The 24,413-nt window shown below is 65.8% G+C and carries 22 protein-coding genes; 15 read left to right on the top strand and 7 right to left on the bottom strand.

Going from position 1 to position 24,413, the window contains the following annotated elements:
• Positions 1 to 95: 95 nt before the first annotated feature.
• Together ASG20_RS01230 and ASG20_RS01225 are read left to right on the top strand one after the other, a co-directional pair.
• Positions 96 to 1,787, top strand: coding sequence for a DEAD/DEAH box helicase (locus ASG20_RS01230; protein ID WP_056047540.1), 1,692 nt, complete (start codon positions 96 to 98; stop codon positions 1,785 to 1,787).
• 5 nt (positions 1,788 to 1,792) lie between these two features.
• On the top strand, positions 1,793 to 2,311 hold the full coding sequence (locus ASG20_RS01225; RefSeq protein ID WP_056050243.1) for a thioredoxin family protein: 519 nt from the start codon (positions 1,793 to 1,795) through the stop codon (positions 2,309 to 2,311).
• 739 nt (positions 2,312 to 3,050) lie between these two features.
• Here ASG20_RS01225 and ASG20_RS01220 read toward each other — a convergent pair.
• From ASG20_RS01220 to ASG20_RS01190, 7 genes are all read right to left on the bottom strand, one after another.
• Complete coding sequence (locus ASG20_RS01220; RefSeq protein WP_056047538.1) at positions 3,051 to 3,662, bottom strand: glutathione S-transferase family protein; 612 nt, start codon at positions 3,660 to 3,662, stop codon at positions 3,051 to 3,053.
• 161 nt (positions 3,663 to 3,823) lie between these two features.
• The gene (locus ASG20_RS01215) at positions 3,824 to 4,693 is read right to left on the bottom strand and encodes a dienelactone hydrolase family protein (RefSeq protein ID WP_056047536.1); all 870 of its coding nucleotides are present in this window, start codon (positions 4,691 to 4,693) and stop codon (positions 3,824 to 3,826) included.
• Positions 4,694 to 4,727: 34 nt separating this feature from the next.
• A complete protein-coding gene (locus ASG20_RS01210) occupies positions 4,728 to 5,792 on the bottom strand; it encodes an MBL fold metallo-hydrolase (protein WP_056047534.1) in 1,065 nt (354 codons plus the stop codon).
• A 448-nt stretch (positions 5,793 to 6,240) separates the two neighbouring features.
• The gene (locus ASG20_RS01205) at positions 6,241 to 6,918 is read right to left on the bottom strand and encodes a DUF1013 domain-containing protein (RefSeq protein ID WP_055873545.1); all 678 of its coding nucleotides are present in this window, start codon (positions 6,916 to 6,918) and stop codon (positions 6,241 to 6,243) included.
• A 109-nt stretch (positions 6,919 to 7,027) separates the two neighbouring features.
• Complete coding sequence (locus ASG20_RS01200; RefSeq protein ID WP_056047531.1) at positions 7,028 to 8,062, bottom strand: glycosyltransferase family 4 protein; 1,035 nt, start codon at positions 8,060 to 8,062, stop codon at positions 7,028 to 7,030.
• A gap of 158 nt (positions 8,063 to 8,220) precedes the next feature.
• On the bottom strand, positions 8,221 to 9,105 hold the full coding sequence (locus ASG20_RS01195; protein ID WP_056047526.1) for a UDP-2,3-diacylglucosamine diphosphatase: 885 nt from the start codon (positions 9,103 to 9,105) through the stop codon (positions 8,221 to 8,223).
• Positions 9,106 to 9,456: 351 nt separating this feature from the next.
• Positions 9,457 to 10,437, bottom strand: a complete 981-nt coding sequence (locus ASG20_RS01190; protein ID WP_056047524.1) for an NAD(P)H-quinone oxidoreductase — start codon at positions 10,435 to 10,437, stop codon at positions 9,457 to 9,459.
• Positions 10,438 to 10,561: 124 nt separating this feature from the next.
• Between ASG20_RS01190 and ASG20_RS01185 the strand changes: the two genes are divergently transcribed.
• The 13 genes from ASG20_RS01185 to ASG20_RS01125 all read left to right on the top strand — a co-directional run bounded on the left by ASG20_RS01185 (position 10,562) and on the right by ASG20_RS01125 (position 24,276).
• Entirely contained in the window at positions 10,562 to 10,756 is a 195-nt protein-coding gene (locus ASG20_RS01185) for a DUF1192 domain-containing protein (protein WP_056047521.1), read from the top strand.
• A gap of 294 nt (positions 10,757 to 11,050) precedes the next feature.
• Positions 11,051 to 13,369, top strand: a complete 2,319-nt coding sequence (clpA, locus tag ASG20_RS01180) for an ATP-dependent Clp protease ATP-binding subunit ClpA (protein ID WP_056047518.1) — start codon at positions 11,051 to 11,053, stop codon at positions 13,367 to 13,369.
• Between the two features lie 671 nt (positions 13,370 to 14,040).
• Complete coding sequence (locus ASG20_RS01175) at positions 14,041 to 15,717, top strand: GGDEF domain-containing protein (protein ID WP_056047515.1); 1,677 nt, start codon at positions 14,041 to 14,043, stop codon at positions 15,715 to 15,717.
• A 102-nt stretch (positions 15,718 to 15,819) separates the two neighbouring features.
• Positions 15,820 to 16,020, top strand: coding sequence for a hypothetical protein (locus tag ASG20_RS01170; RefSeq protein WP_056047512.1), 201 nt, complete (start codon positions 15,820 to 15,822; stop codon positions 16,018 to 16,020).
• Positions 16,021 to 16,074: 54 nt separating this feature from the next.
• A complete protein-coding gene (locus ASG20_RS01165; RefSeq protein WP_056047509.1) occupies positions 16,075 to 16,314 on the top strand; it encodes an exodeoxyribonuclease VII small subunit in 240 nt (79 codons plus the stop codon).
• A 4-nt stretch (positions 16,315 to 16,318) separates the two neighbouring features.
• On the top strand, positions 16,319 to 17,218 hold the full coding sequence (locus tag ASG20_RS01160) for a polyprenyl synthetase family protein (RefSeq protein ID WP_056047506.1): 900 nt from the start codon (positions 16,319 to 16,321) through the stop codon (positions 17,216 to 17,218).
• Positions 17,219 to 17,227: 9 nt separating this feature from the next.
• Positions 17,228 to 17,734 carry a pantetheine-phosphate adenylyltransferase gene (coaD, locus tag ASG20_RS01155; protein ID WP_056047503.1) on the top strand — a complete coding sequence of 169 codons (507 nt, stop codon included), beginning with the start codon at positions 17,228 to 17,230 and terminating at the stop codon, positions 17,732 to 17,734.
• Positions 17,735 to 17,869: 135 nt separating this feature from the next.
• Positions 17,870 to 18,592: a peptidylprolyl isomerase gene (locus tag ASG20_RS01150; protein WP_056047501.1), complete on the top strand. Its 723-nt coding sequence runs from the start codon at positions 17,870 to 17,872 to the stop codon at positions 18,590 to 18,592.
• A gap of 7 nt (positions 18,593 to 18,599) precedes the next feature.
• Complete coding sequence (gene queA / locus ASG20_RS01145; RefSeq protein ID WP_056047499.1) at positions 18,600 to 19,625, top strand: tRNA preQ1(34) S-adenosylmethionine ribosyltransferase-isomerase QueA; 1,026 nt, start codon at positions 18,600 to 18,602, stop codon at positions 19,623 to 19,625.
• Positions 19,626 to 19,633: 8 nt separating this feature from the next.
• The gene (locus ASG20_RS01140; RefSeq protein WP_056050241.1) at positions 19,634 to 20,089 is read left to right on the top strand and encodes a calcium-binding protein; all 456 of its coding nucleotides are present in this window, start codon (positions 19,634 to 19,636) and stop codon (positions 20,087 to 20,089) included.
• Position 20,090: 1 nt separating this feature from the next.
• Positions 20,091 to 21,242, top strand: coding sequence for a tRNA guanosine(34) transglycosylase Tgt (tgt, locus tag ASG20_RS01135; protein ID WP_056047497.1), 1,152 nt, complete (start codon positions 20,091 to 20,093; stop codon positions 21,240 to 21,242).
• Positions 21,239 to 21,436, top strand: coding sequence for a hypothetical protein (locus ASG20_RS01130; protein WP_197978314.1), 198 nt, complete (start codon positions 21,239 to 21,241; stop codon positions 21,434 to 21,436). The genes tgt and ASG20_RS01130 overlap by 4 nt, the downstream gene beginning before the upstream one ends.
• A gap of 8 nt (positions 21,437 to 21,444) precedes the next feature.
• Entirely contained in the window at positions 21,445 to 24,276 is a 2,832-nt protein-coding gene (locus tag ASG20_RS01125; RefSeq protein ID WP_056047496.1) for a M16 family metallopeptidase, read from the top strand.
• Positions 24,277 to 24,413: the final 137 nt, after the last annotated feature.

Raw genomic sequence — 24,413 nt, 5'->3', positions numbered from 1 at the left:
GTTTCACCGCGTTTCCTTGACATTTGTCGCTAAATCGGCGAGCGCCGGAACGCTTGAGGGCAGTGCATTTCACCCTCTATTTACCGGACATTTGCATGAGTTTTGCCGATCTCGGCCTCTCCGACGAACTGCTGAAGGCAGTCACCGACTCCGGCTATACCGAGCCGACCCCGATCCAGGCCGGCGCGATCCCGTCGGTGCTGATGATGCGCGACATCATCGGTATCGCCCAGACGGGCACCGGCAAGACCGCGTCGTTCGTGCTGCCGATGATCGACATTCTCGCGCATGGCCGCAGCCGCGCGCGGATGCCGCGCTCGCTGATCCTCGAGCCGACGCGCGAACTCGCGGCGCAGGTGGCGGAGAATTTCGAGAAATACGGCGTCAATTCGAACCTTTCGATGGCGCTGCTGATCGGCGGCGTGTCGATGGGCGACCAGCTCGCTGCGCTGGAGAAGGGCGTCGACGTCCTGATCGCGACGCCGGGCCGGCTGATGGACCTGTTCGGGCGCGGCAAGATCATGCTCAACGGCTGTTCGCTGCTCGTGATCGACGAGGCGGACCGGATGCTCGACATGGGCTTCATCCCCGACATCGAGGAAATCTGCACCAAGCTGCCGAAGCAGCGCCAGACTTTGCTGTTCTCCGCGACGATGCCGCCGCCGATCAAGAAGCTGGCGGACAAGTTCCTGACCAATCCCAAGATGATCGAGGTGTCGCGCCCGGCGTCGACCAATCTCAACATCAAGCAGTATCTGGTGCCGGTGCCGAGCCAGACCGCGAAGCGCGATACGCTGCGTCGCATCCTCGCGCAGGAGGAAGTGACCAACGCGATCATCTTCTGCAACCGCAAGACGACGGTGCGCGACCTTAACAAGGTGCTGAAGCAGGCGGGCTACAAGTCGGGCGAGATCCACGGCGACATGGAACAGCCGCAGCGGCTGGCCGAGCTCGAGCTGTTCAAGACCGGCGCGGTGACGATCCTCGTTGCGTCGGACGTTGCGGCGCGCGGGCTGGACATCAAGGGCGTGTCGACGGTGTTCAACTATGACGCGCCTTGGCATCCCGACGACTACGTCCACCGGATCGGTCGGACGGGTCGTGCCGGGGCGACGGGGACGGCGTACACGTTCGTCGCGCCGGACGATGCCGAGAACATCGTCAATATCGAGAAGCTTACCGGGCAGACGATCGAGCGGTTGAAGGTTGCCGAGCCGAAGATCGCGCCGGTTGCCGTCGAGGCGGAAGAAGATGCGCCGCGTCGCGATCGGTCGCGGAGCCGTCGCGGGGGACGTTCGGAGGACGTGGCTCCGGTCGCGGTTGCGGAGGAGGCTGGTCGCGATCGGCCGCGGACTCGCCGCGTACCGCGCGAAGACACGGTCGCGCCCGCGATCGTCGCCGAAGTGCTGGCCGCGGTCGAGCCGGTCGTGGTGGCCAAGCGGCCGCGCTGGGAGCGGACGCCGATCGACGAGCCGGTGCCTGCGGTGAAGCCGCGCGTGATGGAGCCTGCACGGGTCGAGCCGGTGCAGGTTGAACCCGTGTATGTCGAACCGGTTCGCACAGCGCCCGTTCGGTCGGAGCCGGTGCGGTCTGAGCCGGCGCGATCGGAACCGGTTCGCCCGCAACCTGGTCGTTCGGAAGTGGCAAAGGTCGAGCCGCCACGGACCGAGCGTATTCCTGCGGATCCAACCGGTGGTCGCCGCCAACCGGTCGCCGATACGCCGGCGGATGGTTGGAACGGACCATTTCCGAGCTTCTTGAATGCCGTGATCGGAGGATATGAATGATGTCGATGCGCCGTCTCGCCGCGCTTGCCTTGCTCGCAACTGCCGTGGCCGCCCCCGCCGCTCCACGCGCGAAAGTCGTGGCGCCGCACGTCAACACGACGAGCTTCGACAAGCTGCCGCAGCCCTTGCCGCTGCCGTATAATGAATCGGCGAACGCCAATGCGCAGGTTGCAGCCGCCCGTGCGCGGGCGTTGAAGACGCATAAGCGGTTGCTGATCGATCTCGGCGGCAACTGGTGCCTCGATTGCCGCCTGCTGGCGGGAACGATCGACCTGCCCGAGATGAAGCGCTTCGTGGACAGCAAGTTCGTCGTTGTTACGGTCGATGTCGGTCGCTTCGACAAGAACGGTCAGATTGCCGCGGGGTATGGTATCAAGGGTCGCCTGAAGGGTGTGCCAGCGGTGTTGATCGTCGATCCGCGGAGCAACAAGCTGTTGAACGCTGGACATGAGACCGAGCTGGCTGATGCGCGGTCGATGGGTCCGCAGGCGCTGGCTGACTGGCTGGCGAAGTGGGCGGCCTGATCGCTACTCTGTAGCGTCTAGTCCGGCGGTTTGCATCTTTGTAAGTCGCTCTTCGATGGCGACCCGGTTTTAAAACGTATCGGTAAGCTGACGTGCTGGCCCGGAACGATCCTCCCCCGCCAGGGGGAGGTGGCAGGCGCAGCCTGACGGAGGGGGCGGTAAGCGCCGACCTCTGCTCGGTGTCCTCCCCCTCCCCCTCCGTCGCCTTCGGCGCCACCTCCCCCTGGCGGGAGAGGATTGTCGCTAGGTGCACGCAAGGTACCCGGCCGCCACGCGGCGAATCTCCAAGCCTGGCCGCCTATAGTAGAAAGTGGATTTTAACCCGCTCTACTCGGCCCAATCCCCACCGTCATCCTGACGAAAGTCATGCCCCAGAGCCATTAAGGCTAACTCCTGGTATCCTGGGTCCTGACTTTCGTCAGGATGACGGGTTTGATTGGCCGGTCACTCGCTCGCTCGCCCTTACGCGGCGACTGCGATCAGGGCGTCGTCCAGTGATGCGGCGCGGAGGTACGCCGCCGCCCCCTGCCCGGGTAATGTCGATCCGGTGCGCACCATCGGGCTGCGACCGTAAACGGCTCTGCCAACAAGCCGATCTCTTCACGCTGTGTGCGAGCCCAATCCCCGTCGTCATCCTGACGAAAGTCAGGACCCAGATCCACGGAGGCTAACTCCTGGTATCCTGGGTCCTGACTTTCGTCAGGGTGACGGGTTTGGTTGGCTGGTCGCTCGCTCGCCCTTACGCGGCGACTGCGATCAGGGCGTCGTCCAGCGCTGCGGCGCGAAGGTACGCCGGGCGTTCGATCAGGCGCGCGGCATACTCCGCGAACGCTTCGCGCTTCGGCATCCAGCCGAACTGCATGCCCCAGATGACCTGCGATCCTACGTAAACGTCGGCGGCGGTGAAGCGGTCGCCTGCGATGTACGGGTGCGCTGCCACGGCCTGCTCAAGCACGTCGATCACCCGCTCTAAGCTGCCATAGCCGATCATCCGCTGCTGTGCGGCATCGGGGACGACGCCGAGTGCGCGGTTGCCGGTCGCGGCTTCGACCGGGCCGGCGGCGTAGAAGAGCCAGCGATAGTAATCGGCACGGTCTTCGTCCCGGGGGACGAGGTCGGCGTCGGGGAACGCGTCCGCGAGATACGCGCAGATCGCGGCGCATTCGGTAACGGTCTTGTGGTTGTGGACGATCGCCGGGACCTTGGCCATCGGGTTTATCGACAGATACGGCTCGGTCTTCATCGTCGTGTCATAGTCGAGGACGACGGTCTCATACTCGGCCTCGACCTCTTCGAGCATCCACCGCGCGATCCGGCCTCGCGACATCGGGTTGGTGTACAGCGTCAACATGCGACTCTCCCTGAGAACGGATCGTGAACGATGGTCTCATGAGGAGTGTGTGCGGTCAAGCGGGCGAGTATGTTTCCCCGCGACGGCGGGGATCCAGACTGGGCTCCCGCCTTCGCGGGAGAACAAGGAGAAGGGGCGCCGTACAGTGGAGCCCCCTCACCTCACACCAACGCCTTGTCGAACAGCGCGAGCATGCGCGCCCAGGCCTTGTCCGCCTGGACCGGATTGTAGACCTTCGAGTCGGGTGGGCACCAGCCGTGCAACGTGCCTTCGTAGACCTCGATCTTGGTAGGGAGTTTCGCGGCGGCAAACGCGGTGCGCAGCGTGTCCTTCTCGGTGGGGGCGCGGGCGTCGTCGTTGGCGGCGATCGCGATGAGGTATCGGCCCTTCATCTGCGGGATCAGGAGGTGCGGGCTGTCGGGCTTGTCGGTGACGAAGCCGCCGCCGTGGAACGTCGCGCCTGCGCGGATGCGGTTGGGAACGGCTGCGGCGGTGCGCATCACCATCGGACCGCCCATGCAATAGCCGGTGGTGGCCAGCCCGCGCTTGCGGTCGGTCTGCGGTTGCGCGTCGATGAAGGCGGTGAAGGCCTTCGCGTCGCGGACCGTGCCTTCGGATGTGAGCGCTTCGCGGAATGGGGCGATGCGGCTTTTGACTTCGGGTTGGTCGTAGGATTCGCCGGGCTTGAGGAATGGCGCCTTGGTCGAGCGGTAGAACTGGTTGACGACGAGCACCGCATAGCCCGATTGCGCGAGCCGGTCGGCCATCTGGCGGAAGGCGGGGCGCAGGCCCATGATGTCGGGCCAGACCAGCACGCCGGGATGTTTGCCAGTGGAGGGCGCGACGAAATAAGCGTCGGCCTTGCCGTCGGGCGTCGCGATCGAGACGTCGCGGCCCTTGATGACCGCGGCGTTCGCAGGCGCGGGGAGCAACATCGTCAGGCCCATCGCGCCGGTCATCATGCCGAACTGGCGGCGCGAGACGCCGGCCAGATAGGCTTCATTATCGTCGGCGGTATGCTCGTCGCACATGGGGCTATCCTCTTGAATTCGGCCGCATGCTAACTCAGGCCGCGCGCCACCACCATACGCCATCGCGCGTGTCGCGGGTCGCTCGGCCTTCGACTTCGAGGCGGCGGAGATGCGCGAGTGCTTCGCCGGTCGCCATGCCGAGCACGTCCTGCCCGATCGCGCGGCGGAACAGGCGGCCGAAACAGTCGACCGCGCGGCGGGGTTCGGCGAGGAAGACGGCGAGCTCGTCGAGTCGCTCGCGGTGTTCGCGGTCCATCGCATCGAGGCGGGTGTGGAGGCCGGTGAACGGATCGCCGTGGCCGGGGAGGACGAGCAGGTCGGCGGGTAGCGTTTTGAGCTTGGCGATCGAGGCGAACCATTCGCCCAAGGGGTCGGCGTTCGGTTCGGTGACGCCGAGCGAGACGTTGGGGCTGATCCGGGGCAAGACCTGATCGCCGGCGATGACGATGCCGCCGGCTTCGTCGTAGAGGCACGCGTGTTCGGGGGAGTGGCCGGAGCCGGTGACGACGCGCCAGTCGCGCGTGCCGATGGTGAGCGTGTCGCCGTCTTCGATGCGGGTGTAGCTGAGCGGCAGCGGCGTGATGATTTTCCGGAAGCCGGCCCAGCCCTTGGCGGTGGCGTAGTCGATCTGTTCTGAGCCCCACCCTGCGCCTTGCCAGAAGGCGAGCATTTCGTGCGGGATCGAGTCGCGGGCGTCGGCGGCGAGCATGCGCGCGGTGAGCCACTCGGCTCGGGTCATGATCAGGGGGGCGGCGTGGTGGTCGCACATCCAGCCGGCCAGGCCGATGTGATCCGGGTGGAAGTGCGTGCCGATCATTTTCGTGATGCGAACGTCCGCCTTGGGGCCTTCGAAGATGGCTTTCCAGGCGTCGCGCGCGGCCGCGGTGTTCATGCCGGTGTCGACCAGCGCTTCGCCGTCGGTGTCGGCGAGGAGCCAGCAGTTCACGTGGCGTAACGGGCCGGGGATCTTGAGGCGGACCCAGTCGATGCCGGGGGCGACCTCGAAGACGTCACCGGCTTCGGGCTCTGCGCCGCCGAAGGGGTAGGTCAGGCCCTTGTGGCTGGTCAGCGCGAAATCGGTGTCGGGTGCGGTTGCCATCCGTTGCGGTTAGCAACTGGATGGGGCGGGAGATAGTGCTGTGCGGCAGCTGACCTTTTCTCGATCCTCCCCCGCTAGGGGGAGGTGGCACCGCAGGTGACGGAGGGGGAGGACACAGAACGAAGGTTGGCGCTTGCCTCCCCCTCCGTCTGGCAAGTGCCAGCCACCTCCCCCTGGCGGGGGAGGATCAAATTGGTTGGGTGCGAATTCGCGTGCGCTCCGTCACCTCGGACCTGTTCCGGGGTCCACCCTTCCGCGAACCAACTTCTGTCGACTTTGCGGAACCGTGGATGCCGGAACAAGCCCGGCATGACGGAAGAGAGTGGTCCGACTGACTCATCAGGTCGGATCTAGGCTCCGGGGTTGGCGGCTCCGCCCCGGCCGTATCGCAAGGGGAAAGCGCGGGCCCACCCCCTGCCCCCTCCCGCTTGCGGGAGGGGAAAGACGGTCAGCGCTTGAAGGGGTCGTCGAAGAGCGGCTTGACGGGGAGGACGCCGCCGTCTGCCACGAACTGGGCGTCTGCCGCAGCCTGGGTGCGCTCGGCGCGGAGCTGCTGGAGCAGGACTTCGCGGTCGCCTTCGAGGCGGGTGTCGGTCGGCGCTTCCATGCCGGCTGCCTTGGCTGCCTTCGCCACCGCGGCGTCAAGTTCGCGCTGCGAGGTCAGGCCGAGCGTGACCGGGTCCTTCGGCGTGATGTTGGCGATGTTCCAGTGGCTGCGGTCGCGGATTGCGGCGATCGTCGTGCGCGTGGTGCCGATCAGCAGCGAGATCGCGCCGTCGGTGATCTCCGGGTGATTGCGGATGATCCACGAGATGCCGTCGGGCTTGTCCTGACGCTTCGAGACCGGCGTATAGCGCGGGCCCTTGGTGCGGCGGACCTGCTCGGGGCCCTTGATCATCTTGAGCTGGTAATCGGGATCGGCGGCGCCCTTGTCGATCTCGTCCTGCGTCACTTCGTGCGCGCGGACCGGATCGCGACCGGTCAGCTTGGTCGAGGTCGTGTCGTCGGCGATCGCCTGGATCTCGAGGATGTGCAGGCCGCAGAAGTCCGCGATCTGCTCGAAGCTGAGCGCGGTATTATCGACCATCCAGGCGGCGGTCGCGTGGGGCATGAGCGGCTGGGCCACGGCGGAAACTCCGTAAAAATAGAAAGGGCCGCCCCTTTCGGAGCGGCCTGACATGAGAGAGACTTAGTGCGCGCGGCGCTAACAGGCAAGCGAACAAGCATAACGCGTATCATGCCGCGAGGAGCGGACGATCCAGGGGGCGGTCGAGCGGGACGAGCGCGTGGAGGAACTGGCGGGCGCTGGCCGGCCAGCTGTAGCGCGCGGCATAGGCGGCGCAGGTGACGCTGTCGCGGGTCAGCGCGGTGGCGATCGCGCTGTCGAGGTCTTCGTGCATCGCGCCGACACGGTCGTCGAGGACGTCGATCGGGCCGGTTACCGGGTAGGCGGCGACCGGCGTGCCACAAGCGAGCGCTTCGATCATGACGAGGCCGAAGGTGTCGGTGCGGCTCGGGAAGACGAGCACATCGGCAGTGCGGTACGCGGCGGCGAGATCGAGACCGGAACGATGGCCGAGGAAAACGGCCTGTGGAAACCGACGAGCCAGCGTGGCGCGCGCAGGACCATCGCCGACGACCACCTTGGTGCCGGGGTGGCTGGAGGACAAAAACGCTTCGATGTTCTTCTCGACGGCGACCCGGCCGACATAGAGCAGGATGGGGCCGTGAAGCGCGGTCAGTTCGGGGTCTCGTGCGCCATCGAGACCGAACTGGGCGAAGTCGACGCCCCTGCCCCATTCGCGGACCTGATGCATGCCGTGATCGGCAAGAGTCTTCGCGACCGATGGCGTCGAGACTAGTATCGACTGCGCGGGGCGGTGGAACCAGCGGATGTAGCGCCAGATCCAGTCCGGGTTCGCACCGGTACGGGCGGCGATATAGTCGGGAAACTGCGTGTGATACGCGCTGGTGAACGGGAGCGCGCGGGCCAGGCACCAGTTGCGGGCCGCGAGGCAGACCGGTCCTTCGGTGGCGAGATGGATCGCGTCGGCACCGAATGCGGCGAGCATGCGACCGACTGCGCCCGAGCGGGCGAAGGCGAGGCGGATCTCGGGATAGGTCGGGCATGGCATCGAGGCGAAGCGTTCGGGGGAGACGACCAGGACCTGGTGGCCGATCGATTCGAGTTCCTGGCGGACAGCCTGGAGGGTGCGGACGACGCCGTTGACTTGCGGGCTCCAGGCATCCGTGACGATCGCGATACGCATCGGCTTATCCTTTCTTACCCTCTCCCGTCGGGAGAGCGAGGGGCCCGGCCGGCGAAGCCGGGTGGGAGGTGAGGGCACGCTTTCACCGACGTCGTGGATTTGCCCTCACCCGCGCCGCTGACGCGGCTTGCCCTCTCCCGGTCGGGGAGAGGGTTAAGTCAGGCGGCCATGGATACGACCTTGTCCTTCTCGCGAGCGGCGATTTCGTCGCCCCAGTGGAGGAGCTCTATGCGGCCGTCGAAATGCTCGACCAGCGCCGTGCAACCTTCGACCCAGTCGCCGTCGTTGTAGTAGGCGATCCCGGCGATCTCTCGCATTTCGGCGGTGTGGATGTGGCCGCAGACGACGCCTTCGACGCCGCGGACGCCGGCGGCGTGCGCGACCACTTCCTCGAAGTGCGAGATGAAGGCGACTGCGTTCTTGACCTTGGCCTTGGCGTGCTTCGACAGCGACCAATAGGGCATGCCCATCCGACGGCGCGCGCCGTTGACCCAGCGGTTGAGGCCCATCAGCATGGTGTAGGCGGCGTCGCCGATATGCGCGATCCAGCGATGCGCGAGCGTGATCGCGTCGAACTCGTCGCCGTGGAGGACCAGCAGGCGACGACCGTCCGCCGTCTCGTGGATCGCGTTGCGGCGGATCGAGATGCCCCCCAGGTCGAGGCCGGAATATTGGCGGAACACCTCGTCGTGGTTGCCGGGGATGTAGACCACGCGGGTGCCGCGCTTGGCGCGCTTGAGCAGCCGCCAGATCACGTCGTTGTGCGCGGCGGGCCAATAAAATTTCTTCTTGAGCCGCCAGCCGTCGATCATGTCGCCGACGAGGTACATCGTCTCGCTGTCGACGTGATCGAGGAAGTCGTTGAGCATGCCCGCATTGCAGCCGCGGGTGCCGAGATGGACGTCGGAGATCCAGATCGTGCGATACTGGCGGCGCTCGACGACCGGCTCGGGTACGGCGGGCCGAGAATGGATGAAGTCGGCGATATCGGTGATGTCGGCGCCAACGAAGCTAGATGGCGAAAACGTCGTGATGGCGTTCATGAGCCTGCCCCCGCAAAACTATCCTTGCCGCGAGTATTAGGCGAGTATTGTTACAGGGTGGTCGCAGTCTGGTGACTGTTCGAAGTCAGCGAATCTATCGTGTTTATAGCTGAAACAAGGTCAGCATGTTTCCCCGCGAAGGCGGGGATCCAGACTGGGCTCCCGCCTTCGCGGGAGAACAAGTTTTGTTAGGCGACCGAATTGAATGCACCACCCCGGCGGAGGCCGGGGCCCAGTTGGAGAGGTTGCAGTAATGGAGCGCACCGCGTCCTTACTGAGCGTCCCCACCTGGGCCCCGGCCTCCGCCGGGGTGGTGCAGTGCTGCGAGTTGTAGGCGTTTGCCCCTTCCCCTCACTCCATCGTCAGGACGATCTTCCCGACATGGTCGCCGGCTTCCATTCGTGTGTGTGCCGCCGGTGCGTCCGCAAATGCGAAGGTTCGGTCGATCACCGGCTTCAGCTTGCCGGCCTCGACATGCGGCCACACCGTCCGTGCGAGTTCGTCCGCGACCAGCGACTTGAACGCCGTATCGCGCGGGCGGAGCGTTGAGCCGGTCAGCGTCAAGCGGCGGCGCATGATCTCGAACAGGGGCACCGTCGCCATCATGCCGCCCATGACCGCGATCGACACGTGGCGGCCATCGTCCGCCAGGCATTGCAGGTTGCGCGGGACGTAGTCGCCACCGACCATGTCGAGCACCGCGGCGACGCCCTTGCCGCCGGTGATCTGCTTCACGCGCTCGACGAAATCCTCCGACTTGTAGTCGATCGCATGCGTCGCGCCGAGGCTCAAGGCCGCTTCGCACTTCGCCTTCGAGCCGGCGGTGACGATGATGTCGATGCCGAAGACGTTGCAGAGGCCGATCGCCATCGTGCCGATGCCGCTGGTGCCGCCGTGGACGAGGACCGTGTCGCCTTCCATCGCGTAGGCGCGCTCGAACAGGTTGGTCCAGACGGTGAAGAGCGTCTCGGGCATCGCCGCCGCCTCGACCATCGTCAGCGCCTCGGGGACGGGGAGGCACTGGCCGAACGGTGCGACCGCGTATTCAGCGTATGCGCCGCCCGAGATCAGCGCGCAGATGCGCTGGCCGAGCTGTTCGTCGCCGACGCCGTCGCCGACCGCGACGATCGTGCCGGAAATCTCCATGCCAAGGATCGAGGGCGCACCCGGCGGGGGCGGATACTTGCCCTGGCGCTGCATGACTTCGGGGCGGTTGACCCCCGCCGCGGCGACCTTGACGAGCACCTCGCCCGGCCCCGGCCGCGGCACGGGACGGTCGACGAGGACCAGCACTTCGGGACCGCCCGGCTGTTCCGGATCGATCGCCTTCATGACGTCAGGCAAACCTAAGTTATTCGAATTGTTTTCGGGTATCGCGGTCATCTGCTCGTCACGTCCCTTTTGAACTTCGCGCCTTATTGACATCACTCCGGTGCGGGTCAACGTTACAGAAATTATGGACCCGGAAGACACCCCCTCCCGTCCCGACGATCTGCTCGACGCGCTCGTGCGACAGGACCTCGATCCGTTGTCGGTCGCCGAGCTCGATGCACGCATAACCGTGCTGCAAGGCGAGATCGCCAGATGCCAAGTCAAGAAGGATCGCGCCGTCAGCCACCGCGCCATCGCCGACGATCTTTTCAGGCGGTGACCGCCGCCGCGGTGCCTTTGATTGCGGCCACGGCATCGACCGGCTCTGTCCTTTCGATTAATGAGGGACGACCTCACCGCTTCGTCATTCCTGCGGACGCTGAGATCCAGAGTCACGAGCATTCGCCTTTTTGGCTCTGGAGCCCGGGATGACGGCGTGGGTAAAGCGGGTCGTTCGATCTTTAACCGACCCAGGAACGGACGGGGCCGGGTTCAAGTGCTTGATGCGACCGATATCAGTTCCGACATAGTGGCAAAGGGCTCGCGTTCTCGCGGCCCGACAGGAGTATTGTAAATGCCATCATTTGCACCCGCCCTCGAGACCACGCTGCACAAGGCGCTCGAGGCGGCATCGTCCCGGCGGCACGAATATGCGACGCTGGAGCATCTGCTGCTCGCGCTGATCGACGACGAACACGCGTCGAAGGTCATGACCGCGTGCAACGTCGAGATCGGCGATCTGAAGAACACCGTCTCGCATTACCTCGACAGCGAACTCGATGCGCTGAAGGTCGATGCGGCGACCGACCCCTCCCCCACCAGCGGGTTCCAGCGCGTCGTCCAGCGCGCGATCCTGCACGTCCAGTCCTCGGGCCGCGACGAAGTGACCGGTGCCAACGTGCTCGTCGCCTTGTTCAGCGAGCGCGAGAGCTATGCCGTCTATTTCCTGCAGCAGCAGGACATGAGCCGCCTCGATGCGGTCAGCTTCATCAGCCACGGTGTCGGCAAGGGCGGACAGCAGGCGACCGAAGCATCCACGCCGAAGGGTGCCGACGACGAGAAGCCGGCCAAGGGACAGGAGAAGGGCAAGACGGAAAGCGCGCTCAAGCAATTCACGGTCGACCTCAACGAGAAGGCCAAGAACGGCAAGGTCGATCCCCTGATCGGGCGCGGGCCGGAGGTGGATCGCACGATCCAGATCCTGTGCCGCCGGTCGAAGAACAACCCGCTCTATGTCGGCGATCCCGGCGTCGGCAAGACCGCGATCGCGGAAGGCCTGGCGCGCAAGATCGTCGAGGGCGACGTGCCCGACGTGCTGTTGCCCGCCGTCATCTACTCGCTCGACATGGGAGCGTTGCTGGCGGGGACGCGGTATCGTGGCGACTTCGAGGAGCGCTTGAAGGCGGTCGTCAACGAACTCGAGAAGCTGCCCGACGCGGTGCTGTTCATTGACGAGATCCACACCGTGATCGGTGCGGGTGCGACGAGTGGCGGCGCCATGGATGCGTCTAACCTGCTCAAGCCGGCGCTGAGCGGCGGTACGATCCGCTGCATCGGCTCGACGACGTACAAGGAGTTCCGCAATCACTTCGAGAAGGACCGCGCGTTGTTGCGGCGCTTCCAGAAGATCGACGTGAACGAGCCGACGATCGAAGACACCATCAAGATCCTCGCTGGCCTGCGCTCGGCGTTCGAGGATCACCACAACGTCAAGTACACCCCCGATGCGATCAAGTCGGCGGTGGAGCTGTCGGCGCGGTACATCAACGATCGGAAACTGCCGGACAAGGCGATCGACGTGATCGACGAGGTCGGCGCGATGCAGATGCTGGTGCCGCCGAACAAGCGCAAGAAGACGATCACGCCGAAGGAGATCGAGCAGGTCATCGCGACTATGGCACGCATCCCGCCGAAGTCGGTCTCGACCGACGACAAGCTGGCCTTGGCCACACTTGAGACGGATCTGAAGCGCGTGGTGTTCGGGCAGAATGCGGCGATCGAGAAGCTGTCGTCGGCGATCAAGCTGGCGCGGGCGGGTCTGCGCGAGCCAGAGAAGCCGATCGGCAACTATCTGTTCACCGGGCCGACCGGTGTCGGCAAGACCGAAGTGGCCAAGCAGTTGTCGACGATCCTCGGCATTCCGCTCCAGCGGTTCGACATGTCCGAATATATGGAGCGGCATTCGGTCAGCCGTCTGATCGGTGCGCCGCCGGGGTATGTCGGATTCGACCAGGGCGGTTTGCTGACCGATGCGATCGATCAGAACCCGCACTGCGTGCTTCTGCTCGACGAAATCGAGAAGGCGCATCCGGACCTGTTCAACATCCTGTTGCAGGTGATGGATAACGGGCGGCTGACCGACCAACACGGCAAGTCGGTCGACTTCCGCAACGTCATCCTGATCATGACGACCAATGCGGGTGCCAGCGACATGGCGCGCGAGACGGTCGGCTTCGGCAACCTGTCGCGCGAAGGCGAGGACGAGGTGGCCGTGACGAAGATGTTCACGCCGGAATTCCGCAACCGTCTCGATGCGGTGGTGCCGTTCGGGTACCTGCCGACCGAAGTGGTGGCGCGGGTGGTGGACAAGTTCATCCTCCAGCTCGAACTCCAGCTGGCAGACCGCGGCGTACACATCGTCCTCGACGACGAGTCGAAGGCGTGGCTGACGACCAAGGGCTATGACAAGCTGTACGGCGCACGGCCGATGGGTCGCCTGATCCAGGAGAAGATCAAGCAGCCGCTCGCCGAGGAACTGCTGTTCGGCAAGCTGGTCCATGGCGGCGAGGTGACGGTGAAGATGAAGGACGGCGCGCTGTCGTTCGCGATCGAACCTGCCGCGCCGAAGAAGCCGAAGAAGAAGGGCAAGGTGGAGACCGTCGAGATTGAGTAGTCTTGGGTTGCGGTTGAGGTGAAGAGTCCGCTGTCGGAGCGATCCGGCGGCGGGTTTTTTTATGTAGCGGGCGTTTGAAGGTGACGGTTCCGGGCGGTCGATTTCCCGCGTGCTGGCCCTGAACTTGCCGAGGTCACCGCATCACTGGGCTGGCTTCGGTCCTATCCCTCACATCGAGAGAAGCGTGTTCCCTCGCGACGGCGGGGATACAGGCTGGGTTCCCGCCTTCGTGGGAGAACATAGAAGCGCGCGCTGCTATCGAACATGCCTGTACGCATGCCCTTAAGGGCACTCACCTCCCCGGCGGAGGCCGGGGTCCAGTTGGGGGACGTAGCTGACGACGCGCACCGCTCCGTTACTGCGACCTTTCCAACTGGACCCCGGCCTCCGCCGGGGAGGTGCTGATGTTCGAATGGGATAAGGCCGACAAGTTTTCGCAAGGCAAGTAGGGCGGCTGATGTGGCTGTCCCAGATTCATATCTGTCAGCCAATCTTATCCTCACTCGCCAGCGGAGGTGACCGGCACTCGCCAGACGGAGGGATCGGTGCGCGGTCGCCTCTGTTCCGTGCCCGCCCCCTCCGACGCTTCGCGCCCCCCTGGCGGGGAACGATTTACAACCGAATTGGACCGCGTTTACTGATAATTGGGGAAGCGGTGCTAGTGTGGCGGCATGGAACGTTTGGCATGGCTGCGATGGATGATCGGCGCGGTGGCGCTGTCGTTCTGCGTTGCCTTCGCGACTCCGGCCGCAGCCATCACGGGCACGCCTCTGTCGGTATGCGTGCGTCCGGCATTACCCGGCCAAACGCCGAAAGCATTGTTCGCTCACCCTGACGGGTTCGACTGCACCACACCACAGACGCGGTTCGGCGGCGGTGATTTCTGGGTGGTGTCGAAGCCCCTGCCCGCAAATACGACGCGGGATCATACCGTGCGGATCGGCAGCACATGGGTGAACCGCGTCACGCTGTATGTCCTGTATGCCGATGGCGCGATCCGCCAGACCGGGTTCACCTCGCGCACCGCCGGACGGTTGCTCGGGCTCGGCGCGGTGATCGTCCAGCCGATCCCGTATCACGACTCCGCGCCGGTCCGGCTGCTCTGGCACATCGAGGGCGCGGCGAACCTGCGCGGTCTGATCCTCGGCCCTGCGATCGCGGACCACGAACAGCGTGACGTCACCGAAATCCTGCTGGCGGCATTGTACGGCGCATTTGGCGGGATGGCGCTGGCGCTGATGGTCTACAACCTGGCTTTATGGGGGGCGCTGCGCCAGGCTTTCCAGCCTGCCTATTGCCTGCTGGTGCTGTGCCTGCTGGCCTATGCGCTGACGTCGTCGGGAGCACTCGGGCAGATGGTCCCCGCCCTCGACAATAACGACCGGCAGCGGCTGAACACGCTGTTCCTTGCCGGGTCCGCCGTCTCGGCCTTGCTGTTCGCGCGCGCGTTCTTCGAGCGGCCGGTGTTCGCAGGATGGCTGCGACCCGCGAGCACCTGGGTGATGGTCGCGTTGCTGACCAGCGCGACCGCGTGGGCAGCCTGCGCACCGTGGCATTTCCACGTGCTCGATAGGTTGCTCGCGACGGCCTACCTCGCGTTGCTGATCCTGATCCCCACCGTCCTTTACAACGCCTGGCGCACGCGCAGCCATTTCCTGTGGCTGTTCTCGCTCGCATGGAGCGTGCCGATCGCGGTGGCCGGCCTGCGCGTCGCGAATGCGTTCGGCCTGTTGAAATGGAGCCTGTGGCTCGACAATTCGACGATCCTGTCGATGGCGCTCGAATCGATGCTGTCGAGTCTGGCGATCGCGTATCGGATCCGCCTGTTGAGCGTCGAGCGCGACGAGGCCCGCGAACAGGAGATCGCCGCGCGGTTGCTGGCGGATACCGAGCCGCTGACCGGACTGCTCAATCGCCGCGCGTTCCTGACGCGTGCGATCGGCCGGCCGGGCGACCAGATGCTGCTGATCGCCGACGTCGACCACTTCAAGCGCGTCAACGAGAAGATCGGCCATGACGGCGGCGACGAAGTGCTGCGCGTGGTGGCGCGCGCCCTGCGCAACGCGGTGCCGGCGGATGCGCTGGTCGCGCGGATCGGCGGCGAGGAGTTCGCGATCCTGCTCGACGCGGCGAACGCAGTCTCGCCCGACGCGGTGCTGGATCGCCTGCGCCGTCAGCGGATGCCGTTCGACATCGTGGTGACCGCGAGCATCGGCGCCTGCACCGGGCCGTTGCTGCACGAGAAGGACTGGAAGCACCTGTATCACTGCGCCGATGGCGCGCTGTTCGCGGCCAAGGCTGCCGGGCGCGACCGAGCGCGCGAAGCCCCGGTGTGCATCGCCGCCTGACTGCCGCCTGCCCCCCGCGTGACCGATGCCGGGGTTTGGCGATCGACTTGTCGGCACGCGACATTTGCGACATGGTCGCGCGTATTGCCGGGGGGACGCACGATGCGAAATCACAAGGGGACGCTGCTGATCGCGGGGCTGGTCACGCTGACCGCGATCGCCATGCGGCATCCGACCGTCGATCTGCGACTGGTCACACATGACGTGCGCGATCCCGCGCCGCATCGGATGCAGGCGGCGGTCGACTTCGGCCTGGTCGGCGTCTCCGTGCTCTATACCTGGACCGTGAACCGGCTGCGCTGAACACGCGCGCCATGTCCTTGACCCCCATCGCGTGCCTGCGCCATAGCGGCGGACATGGACACGCCGATCGAAGACCTCGCGTTCGAGGATGCATTGAAGGAACTCGAGCTTATCGTCGGGAAGCTGGAAAGTGGCGACACGCCGCTCCAGCAGGCGATCGAGCTGTACGAGCGCGGCAACAAGCTGCGCCAGCGGTGCGCCGACCGGCTCGACGCGGCGCAGGCGCGGATCGAGGCGATCCGGCTCGATGGCGAGGGCAAGCCCGTGGGCGTGCGCCCGTTCGCGGCAGGCTGAGCCGGTGGCAGCGATTTCCGCCACGCTGAAGGACGCGCTCGCCGAGGTTTCGGCGGAGATCGACCGGCAGTTCGACCAGTTGCTGGCGATCCCCGACGATCCGCGTCACGACCTGTACCGGGCGATGCGTCATGCGGCGATCGGCGGCGGCAAGCGCCTTCGGCCGCTGCTCGTGTTCGCGACCGCCAACCTGTTCGACGTGGCGCGCGATTGTTCCGCGAGAGCGGCGACCGCGCTGGAAGCGATCCACGTCTACTCGCTGATCCACGACGATCTGCCGTCGATGGACGACGACGACATGCGCCGCGGCAAGCCGACCGTGCACAAGCTGTTCGACGAGGCGACCGCGATCCTGGCGGGCGATTGCCTGCACGCGCTGGCGTTCGAGATCCTCGCCGATCCCGCCACGCATCCCGATCCGTTCGTCCGCATCGAACTGGTTCAGGATCTGGCGCGCGCCGCCGGCCCCAACGGCATGGCGGGTGGACAGAAGATGGACATCGAGGCCGAAAACACGCGGTTCGACCTCACCACCGTCACGCGGTTGCAGCAGATGAAGACCGGGGCGCTGATCTCGGCGTCGGTCGAGGCTGGCGCGATCCTCGGGCGCCTGCCACCCGAGGGGCGTGTCGGATTGCGCGGCTATGCGCACGATCTGGGGCTGGCGTTCCAGATCGCCGACGACCTGCTCGATGCCGAGGGCGACGAGGCGGTGGTCGGCAAATCGCTGCGCAAGGACGAGGTCGCGGGCAAGGAGACGTTTCTGTCGCTGCTCGGCCCCGAGCGCGCGCGCGAACAGGCGCGGATGCTGGTCGACCAGGCGATCGCGCATCTCCATAGCTATGGCAAGGAAGCCGATCTGTTGCGGGATATCGCCCGCTACGTGCTCGAACGCGACCGCTAGGAGAGCGCAATGACACCGCGAATCGGCGTTTATCCCGGCACGTTCGATCCGGTCACCCTGGGTCACATGGACATCATCCGGCGTGGCGCGAAGCTGGTCGATCGGCTGGTGATCGGCGTCACCACCAATCCCTCGAAGTCGCCGATGTTCACGATCGAGGAGCGGATGGCGACGGTGCGCCGCGAGGTCGCGGGGATTGGCGGTGATATCGAGGTGGTCGCATTCGATTCGCTGCTGATGGACTTCGCCGAGCGGCAGGGCGCGAAGGTGATCGTCCGGGGCTTACGCGCCGTCGCCGATTTCGAATATGAATATCAGATGGCGGGGATGAACCAGCAGATCAATCCGCGCGTCGAGACGGTGTTCCTGATGGCCGACGTCGCGTTGCAGCCGATCGCGAGCCGGCTGGTCAAGGAAATCGCGCTGTACGGCGGCGATATCGCCAAGTTCGTGCCGGAATCGGTGCGGGTCGAGGTCGTCGCGCGGGTCGAGAAGATCGGCCGCAAGGGGAGCTGACCTCCTTCGCCCTCCCTGGAAGGGAGGGGAGCAGTTCGGCGGCAGCAGCCCCGCACGTTCAGATTGGCGCAAGCGGGGATTTGCTCTAAGTGGCGGCAGCCTGGTTGCGCCGGGCCTCTTGCGAGTGGGAATTTGATGCGCTTTTTCGTCGGAATGTTCGCGTTGCTCGGGTGCCTCGTCACGGTACCAGCCGCTGCGCAGAAGAAGGATGTCGTGGCAGCGCCTGCGCGCCTGACGCCGCCGCTCACGACCGATACGCAGAACCTGTTGTTGCTCGACCTGTCGACCGGCGGGCGCGTGACGATCTGGCTGCGGCCCGACGTCGCGCCGCTGATGGTCGAGCGGATCAAGACGCTGACCCGCCAGCATTTCTATGATGGCCTCGCGTTCCACCGCGTGATCGACGGCTTCATGGCGCAGGGTGGCGATCCCAAGGGCGACGGCACCGGTGGATCGACGCTGCCCGACCTCAAGGCCGAATTCAATTACCTGCCGCACGTCCGCGGCGCGGTGTCGGCGGCACGGTCGGACAAGGAGGACAGCGCGAACAGCCAGTTCTTCATCGTCTTCCAGCCGCGCCTCAGCCTCGACAAAAAATACACCGTGTTCGGTCGTGTGATCGACGGGATGCAGTATGTCGACGCGATCGAGCGCGGCGAGCCGCCGGCGAACCCGTCGCGGATTGTCCATGCCTATATCGCGGCGGACAATCCCCCGGCGTATGTCGCTGGCCCGCCTGCCCCTGCGCTCGGTGCGCCGGTGACGTTGCCGGGAACGGCTTCGGGCCCGAACGCGGCGAAGCCCAAGCTCGCACCGGCCCGCAAGGCGCCGGTCAAGAAGGCGCCTGCCAAGAAGTGAGACTCCGTTGAACGTCGACCTTTTCGACTTCGACCTGCCGACCGACAACATCGCGCTGCGCCCCGCGGCGCCGCGCGATGCTGCACGGATGCTGGTGCTCGAAGGTGATCGGACCCTTGATGCGGGCGTGTCCGACCTGCCGTCGTTGCTGCGGCGTGGCGACATGCTCGTGTTCAACGATACGCGCGTCATACCCGCCCAACTCGAGGGACGGCGCGGCGATTCGAAGATCGGTGCGACCTTGCACAAGCGCGAGGGCCCGCGTCGGTGGCGGGCATTCATCCGCAACGCAAGGCGGCTTCACGACGGCGACGTGATCGCGTTCGGCAACGGCGTCAGCGCGGCGGCGGTCGATCGCGAAGACGACGGCAGCTACGCGCTGGTATTTGCTGGCGACGAGCCGGTCGAGCTGCTGCTGGAACGCGCGGGCCACATGCCCCTGCCCCCGTACATCGCCAGCAAGCGCCCGACCGACGCGCGCGATGCGGACGATTATCAGACGATGTTCGCGTCGGAGCCGGGGGCGGTCGCGGCCCCGACGGCGGCGCTGCACTTCACGCCCAAGTTGATGGCGGCGCTGGACGCGGCGGGGATCGGTCATGCGACGCTGACGCTGCATGTCGGCGCGGGGACGTTCCTGCCGGTCAAGGCAAACGATACGACCGAGCACCGGATGCACGCCGAATGGGGCCGGATCGATGCCGCCACCGCCGACCGGCTCAACGCAGTGCGCGCAAGTGGTGGTCGCGTGATCGCCGTGGGTACGACGTCGCTGCGACTGATCGAGAGTGCAGCCGGTGAGGACGACGTCATTCGGCCGTTCGATGGCGATACCGCGATCTTTATCACGCCGGGATACCGGTTCCGCGGGATCGACGGGTTGATGACCAATTTCCACCTGCCGCGCTCGACGTTGTTCATGCTGGTGTCGGCGCTGATGGGGCGCGAGCGGATGCAGGCGGCGTACGCCCATGCGATCGCCGGGAAGTATCGCTTCTACAGCTATGGCGACGCCTCGCTTCTGCTGCCATGACGGGCGGCATGCTGCTCGCTCTCGCTCTGCTTCAGGCTATCACGGCCGCGCCGCCGCCCGCGGGCGCGCCGCAACCGCCCGCGACGATTTTCGCCGAGCCGGCTGCGCTGTTCATCGCCGCATGCGATGCGAACGGTGACGGCCGCGTGACGCAGACCGAGCAGACCGCGTGCGTTGCGCGGAGCTATACGACCGCCGAGGGCGCTGCGTCGGGATCGATCGGATACATTGCCTATGCCGATTGGGCGCAGGCGTGGCTGGGCGATCGCAACGCGTTGCCGAGCCCGTTCGAGGTCGATCGTGACGGCGACAACCGGATCACGCTGCCCGAACTCCAGGCGCGGTTCGCGCAGTTCTTCACGCGGTTCGACCGCGACAAGGACGGCGTGCTGACCCGCGCCGAACTCATCACCATCCGCGGCGCGCCGGCCGGCGATCGCTACGGCCTCCGCAAGAAAAAGTAATATGACCACCCGTCCCCGCTTCGACTTCACCATTTCCGCCACCGACGGCAAGGCACGCACCGGCGTCATCGCGATGCAGCGCGGCGACATCCGCACGCCGGCGTTCATGCCGGTCGGCACCGCCGCCACCGTCAAGGGGATGAAGCCCGCCGACGTGGTCGGTGCGGGTGCGGACATCATCCTCGGCAACACCTATCATTTGATGTTGCGGCCGGGCGCCGAGCGGGTCGCGCGGCTGGGCGGGCTGCACGCATTCTCGGGCTGGTCGAAACCGATCCTGACTGATTCCGGCGGCTATCAGGTTATGAGCCTCGCCGACCTGACCAAGCGCTCCGAGGAGGGCGTGTCGTTCAAGTCGCACCTCGACGGCACGCGGCATCTGCTGAGCCCCGAGCGCTCGATCGAGATCCAGCGGCTGCTCGGCTCGAACATCGTCATGGCGTTCGACGAACTCGTGCCGACGACGTCGACGCGCGAGGTGCAGGCCGCGGCGATGGAGCGATCGATGCGCTGGGCGAAGCGGTCGCGGGCGGCGTTCGACAGTGGCGAAGAGCACGCCGACAACAACGCGATCTTTGGGATCCAGCAGGGCGCGCTGAACGAGGAGTTCCGGCGGTCGTCGGCGGATGCGCTGATCGATATCGGTTTCGACGGGTATGCGGTTGGCGGGCTGGCGGTCGGCGAGGGCCAGGAGGCGATGTTCGGCTGCCTCGACTTCGCGCCGGACCAGTTGCCGGTCGACAAGCCGCGCTACCTTATGGGGGTCGGCAAGCCCGACGACATCGTCGGCGCGGTCGAGCGTGGGATAGACATGTTCGATTGCGTGATGCCGACCAGGTCGGGTCGCACCGGCCAGGCGTTCACGCGGACCGGGCCGATCAACATCCGCAACGCGAAGTTCGCCGAGGACATGGGGCCGCTCGACCCCGCCTGCCCCTGCCCGGTCTGCGCGACCTGGGGGCGGGCGTATCTGCATCATCTGGTACGGTCGGGGGAAATGCTTGGCGCAATGCTCATGACGGAGCATAACATCTGGTTCTACGAAACGCTGATGGCGGATCTGCGGGCGGCGATCGCCTCGGGGACGCTGACGCAGTTCGCGAATGATTTCCGTGGCGTGTATGCCCGGAAGAGTGAAGGAGAGCCCAAGTGACGATCAAGATCGACAGCGACACCCCGAACGAAATCCTCGCCGCTGCGAAGGAGGCGAAGCTGCAGGCCGAAGCCGCCGCGCACAACGCCGCGGAGAAGGCCAAGAGCTGGCCGCTCGCGAAGATTGGGCTGGGTGTTGGCATCGGCTCGGCTGCGATCGCGGGCGCGGTGCTGTTCGCGAACCGCAACAAGTAAGGATTTCTATGCGCCTCCTCCGCTCCGCGCTGCTGCTGACCGCAGCATGTCTTCCCGTAGCGGCGGTGGCGCAGACCGCACCTGTCCCGACACAGGTCTCAGTGAAGCCGCTTGGCTATACCGAGCGCACGCTGCCGAACGGCCTGCGGGTGTATGCGATCCGCGACACGGGCACGCCGAACGTCTCGGTGCAGGTCTGGTACGATGTCGGCTCCAAGGACGACCCGAAGGGCAAGTCCGGCTTTGCGCACATGTTCGAACATCTCATGTTCAAGTCGACGCGTAATCTCGTGTCGGAGCAGATGGACCGGCTGACCGAGGATGTCGGCGGCTACAACAACGCCTCGACCAACGACGACTATACCAATTATTACGAAGTGATCCCGGCCAACCACCTCCAGCGTCTGCTGTTCGCGGAGGCCGACCGGATGGCGAGCCTCGTCGTCGAGCCCAAGAGCTTCGGCTCGGAGCGCGACGTGGTGAAGGAGGAACTGCGCCAGCGGACTCTCGCGCAACCGTACGGCAAGCTGTTCTCGATCTATTATCCCGAACTCGCCTACCAGGTTCATCCCTATGCACGGCCGGGGATCGGCAGCCTGGAGAACCTCGAAGCCGCCGGAATCGACGACGTTCGGGCGTTCCATGCGACCTATTATCGGCCGGACAACGCGATCCTGGTGGTGTCGGGCAATTTCGATCCGGCGCAGTTGAACGGCTGGGTCGACCAGTATTTCGCTAAGATCAAGAAGCCGGCGACCGCAATCCCCCGCGTGACGGTGGCCGAACCTGCGCGAACCAAGGCAGTGACGCGGACGGTGTACGAGCCGAACACGCCGCTGCCTGCCGTACTGGTCAGCTATCACCTGCCGCCGGATCGCGACGCGGATATCCCCGCGCTGACGGTGCTGAAGGCCGTGCTGGCAACCGGCGAGAGTTCGCGACTGTACGAAAGCCTAGTATACCGCGACCAGCTGGCGCAATCCGCGGAGGCCATGCTCGATACCAAGCAGGCGACCGGCAACATGGTCGTCTATGCCATACTGGCAGGCGGCAAGACGGTCGAGGCGGGTGAGGCCGCGTTGAAGCGCGAGATCGCAAGGTTCCGCGATGCGCCGGTGACGGCGGCCGAACTGGCCGAGGCAAAGAACGAGATTCTGACCGGATCGATCCTGTCGCGCGAGACGGCCGAGGGCAAGGCGAGCACGCTGGCATCCGCCGTGCTGATCGACGGCGATCCGGCGGCGGCTGACAAGCAGTTGGCGGCGATATCGCGGGTGACGGCGGCAGATATCCAGCGGGTTGCGCGGAAATATCTGGCCGAAAATCAGTCCGCTACGATCCGTTACATGCCACTTGCTGCTAAACCTGCGGGCGGTATCGCGGATACGATCGCAGTGGCGCCGACGGTGCAGGTTGCCGACCTAAAGGCGCCAGCAAATATCGAGGTCGTCAAGCCTGCTCTCGAAGGCCAGCGCGTCCAGCCGCCAGCGCCCAGTGCGCCGGTATCGCCGACGATCCCGCAGCCGGTCGAGACGCGGCTTGCAAACGGCATGCGGCTGGTGACGGTGGAGCGGCACGACCTGCCGATCGTCACCGCGTATCTCGTGACCGCGGGCGGTGCGGCGACCGATCCTGCGAACCGCGCCGGCGTCAGCAGCCTTTCGGCCGACCTGTTGACCAAGGGTACGAAGACGCGGTCGGCGACGCAGATCGCGCGCGCCATCGAAGGTCTTGGTGGTGTGATCGGAAGCAGTGCGGCGAGCGACGGGGCGTCGGTCGACGTGACGGTGAAATCGGATCAGCTGGCGCAGGCGATGGCGATCCTCGCCGACGTCGCGATCAACCCGGCGTTTGCACCCGAGGAGATCGAGCGCGCGCGGACGCAGCAGGTCGACGCGGTCACGCTGGCGCTCAAGGACCCCGCGCAGGTCGCGGGGCTCGTCGCGGACCGGGCGGTGCTTGGCGCATCGCCTTATGGTGCGCCCAGCGGGGGAACGCCGCTATCGCTGAAAGCGATCACGCGCGACGACATCACCGCGGCCTATGCGCGCAGCTTCAAGCCGGACCAGGCGACGCTGATCATGGTCGGCGACGTCACCGCCGCCAGGGCGAAGGCGTTGGCCGAGGCGCAGTTCGGCAGCTGGACGACACAGGGCGCAGGTGCACCGAAGGCTACACCGGTCGTGTATCCCAAGCCTCGCGTGATCGTCGTCGACATGCCCGAGGCTGGTCAAGCGGGCGTCGTCGTCGCGCGGCCGGCCATCGAACGCGCCGACCCGCGCTATTACCCGCTGGCGGTGGGCAACACCGTGCTCGGCGGCGGCTTCTCGTCACGGCTGAACCAGGAGATCCGAATCAAACGTGGGCTGGCCTACGGTGCAGGAAGCGCGCTGGATGCGGGCAAGACCCAGGGGACGATCGCCGCGCGAACCCAGACCAAGAACCCGACCGCCGCGGAGGTGGTGACGCTAATCGCCGCCGAGATGACCCGGATGGGGTCGGCCCCCGTCCCGGCGGCCGAACTCGACACGCGTAAAGCCGTGCTGATCGGCAATTTCGGACGCGGGATCGAGACGACCTCCGGTGTCGCCAACATTCTCGGCGCGTATGTCCAGAACGGCGTACCGCTGGGCGAACTCCAACGCTTCACGGGCGCGGTCGGAGCGGTCGATCCAAAGACCGTGCAGGCGGCGGCGATCGCGCTGCTCGACCCGAAGGCGGCGAGCATCGTCGTGGTCGGCGATGCGAAGCAGTTCATCGCTCCCTTGCGCAAAGCCTATCCCAACGTCGAGGTCATTCCCGAAGCCGCCTTGAACCTCGACACGCCAACCTTGCGGTAAGCAATTCCTGCCACGATGCCGTGCGTCCCGAGACGGGACGCGCTGTAAATACGGAACAGCTCGCGACGGCATAATCGGCTATGCTCCGATTCTCCCGCGGCGGTCGGGCAGAGGCGAGGTAAGTCGGTTGCGGGTTC

This window comes from Sphingomonas sp. Leaf198 (genome assembly GCF_001424005.1).
Taxonomy (GTDB): Bacteria; Pseudomonadota; Alphaproteobacteria; order Sphingomonadales; family Sphingomonadaceae; genus Sphingomonas.
Note: the sequence above shows the minus strand (reverse complement) of the source record. Positions and strands in the feature narration are given on the sequence as shown.

What these genes read in the sequence shown, in the direction of transcription:
- ASG20_RS01230 (WP_056047540.1), top strand. Translation starts at nt 96, where the DNA reads ATGAGTTTTGCCGATCTCGGCCTCTCCGACGAACTGCTGAAGGCAGTC.
- ASG20_RS01165 (WP_056047509.1), top strand. Translation starts at nt 16,075, where the DNA reads ATGGACACGCCGATCGAAGACCTCGCGTTCGAGGATGCATTGAAGGAA.
- ASG20_RS01200 (WP_056047531.1), bottom strand. Translation starts at nt 8,062, where the DNA reads ATGCGTATCGCGATCGTCACGGATGCCTGGAGCCCGCAAGTCAACGGC.
- ASG20_RS01150 (WP_056047501.1), top strand. Translation starts at nt 17,870, where the DNA reads ATGCGCTTTTTCGTCGGAATGTTCGCGTTGCTCGGGTGCCTCGTCACG.
- ASG20_RS01220 (WP_056047538.1), bottom strand. Translation starts at nt 3,662, where the DNA reads ATGTTGACGCTGTACACCAACCCGATGTCGCGAGGCCGGATCGCGCGG.
- ASG20_RS01125 (WP_056047496.1), top strand. Translation starts at nt 21,445, where the DNA reads ATGCGCCTCCTCCGCTCCGCGCTGCTGCTGACCGCAGCATGTCTTCCC.
- clpA (WP_056047518.1), top strand. Translation starts at nt 11,051, where the DNA reads ATGCCATCATTTGCACCCGCCCTCGAGACCACGCTGCACAAGGCGCTC.
- ASG20_RS01225 (WP_056050243.1), top strand. Translation starts at nt 1,793, where the DNA reads ATGCGCCGTCTCGCCGCGCTTGCCTTGCTCGCAACTGCCGTGGCCGCC.
- ASG20_RS01215 (WP_056047536.1), bottom strand. Translation starts at nt 4,693, where the DNA reads ATGTGCGACGAGCATACCGCCGACGATAATGAAGCCTATCTGGCCGGC.
- ASG20_RS01140 (WP_056050241.1), top strand. Translation starts at nt 19,634, where the DNA reads ATGCTGCTCGCTCTCGCTCTGCTTCAGGCTATCACGGCCGCGCCGCCG.
- tgt (WP_056047497.1), top strand. Translation starts at nt 20,091, where the DNA reads ATGACCACCCGTCCCCGCTTCGACTTCACCATTTCCGCCACCGACGGC.
- ASG20_RS01210 (WP_056047534.1), bottom strand. Translation starts at nt 5,792, where the DNA reads ATGGCAACCGCACCCGACACCGATTTCGCGCTGACCAGCCACAAGGGC.
- ASG20_RS01170 (WP_056047512.1), top strand. Translation starts at nt 15,820, where the DNA reads ATGCGAAATCACAAGGGGACGCTGCTGATCGCGGGGCTGGTCACGCTG.
- ASG20_RS01185 (WP_056047521.1), top strand. Translation starts at nt 10,562, where the DNA reads ATGGACCCGGAAGACACCCCCTCCCGTCCCGACGATCTGCTCGACGCG.
- ASG20_RS01195 (WP_056047526.1), bottom strand. Translation starts at nt 9,105, where the DNA reads ATGAACGCCATCACGACGTTTTCGCCATCTAGCTTCGTTGGCGCCGAC.
- ASG20_RS01190 (WP_056047524.1), bottom strand. Translation starts at nt 10,437, where the DNA reads ATGAAGGCGATCGATCCGGAACAGCCGGGCGGTCCCGAAGTGCTGGTC.
- ASG20_RS01175 (WP_056047515.1), top strand. Translation starts at nt 14,041, where the DNA reads ATGGAACGTTTGGCATGGCTGCGATGGATGATCGGCGCGGTGGCGCTG.
- coaD (WP_056047503.1), top strand. Translation starts at nt 17,228, where the DNA reads ATGACACCGCGAATCGGCGTTTATCCCGGCACGTTCGATCCGGTCACC.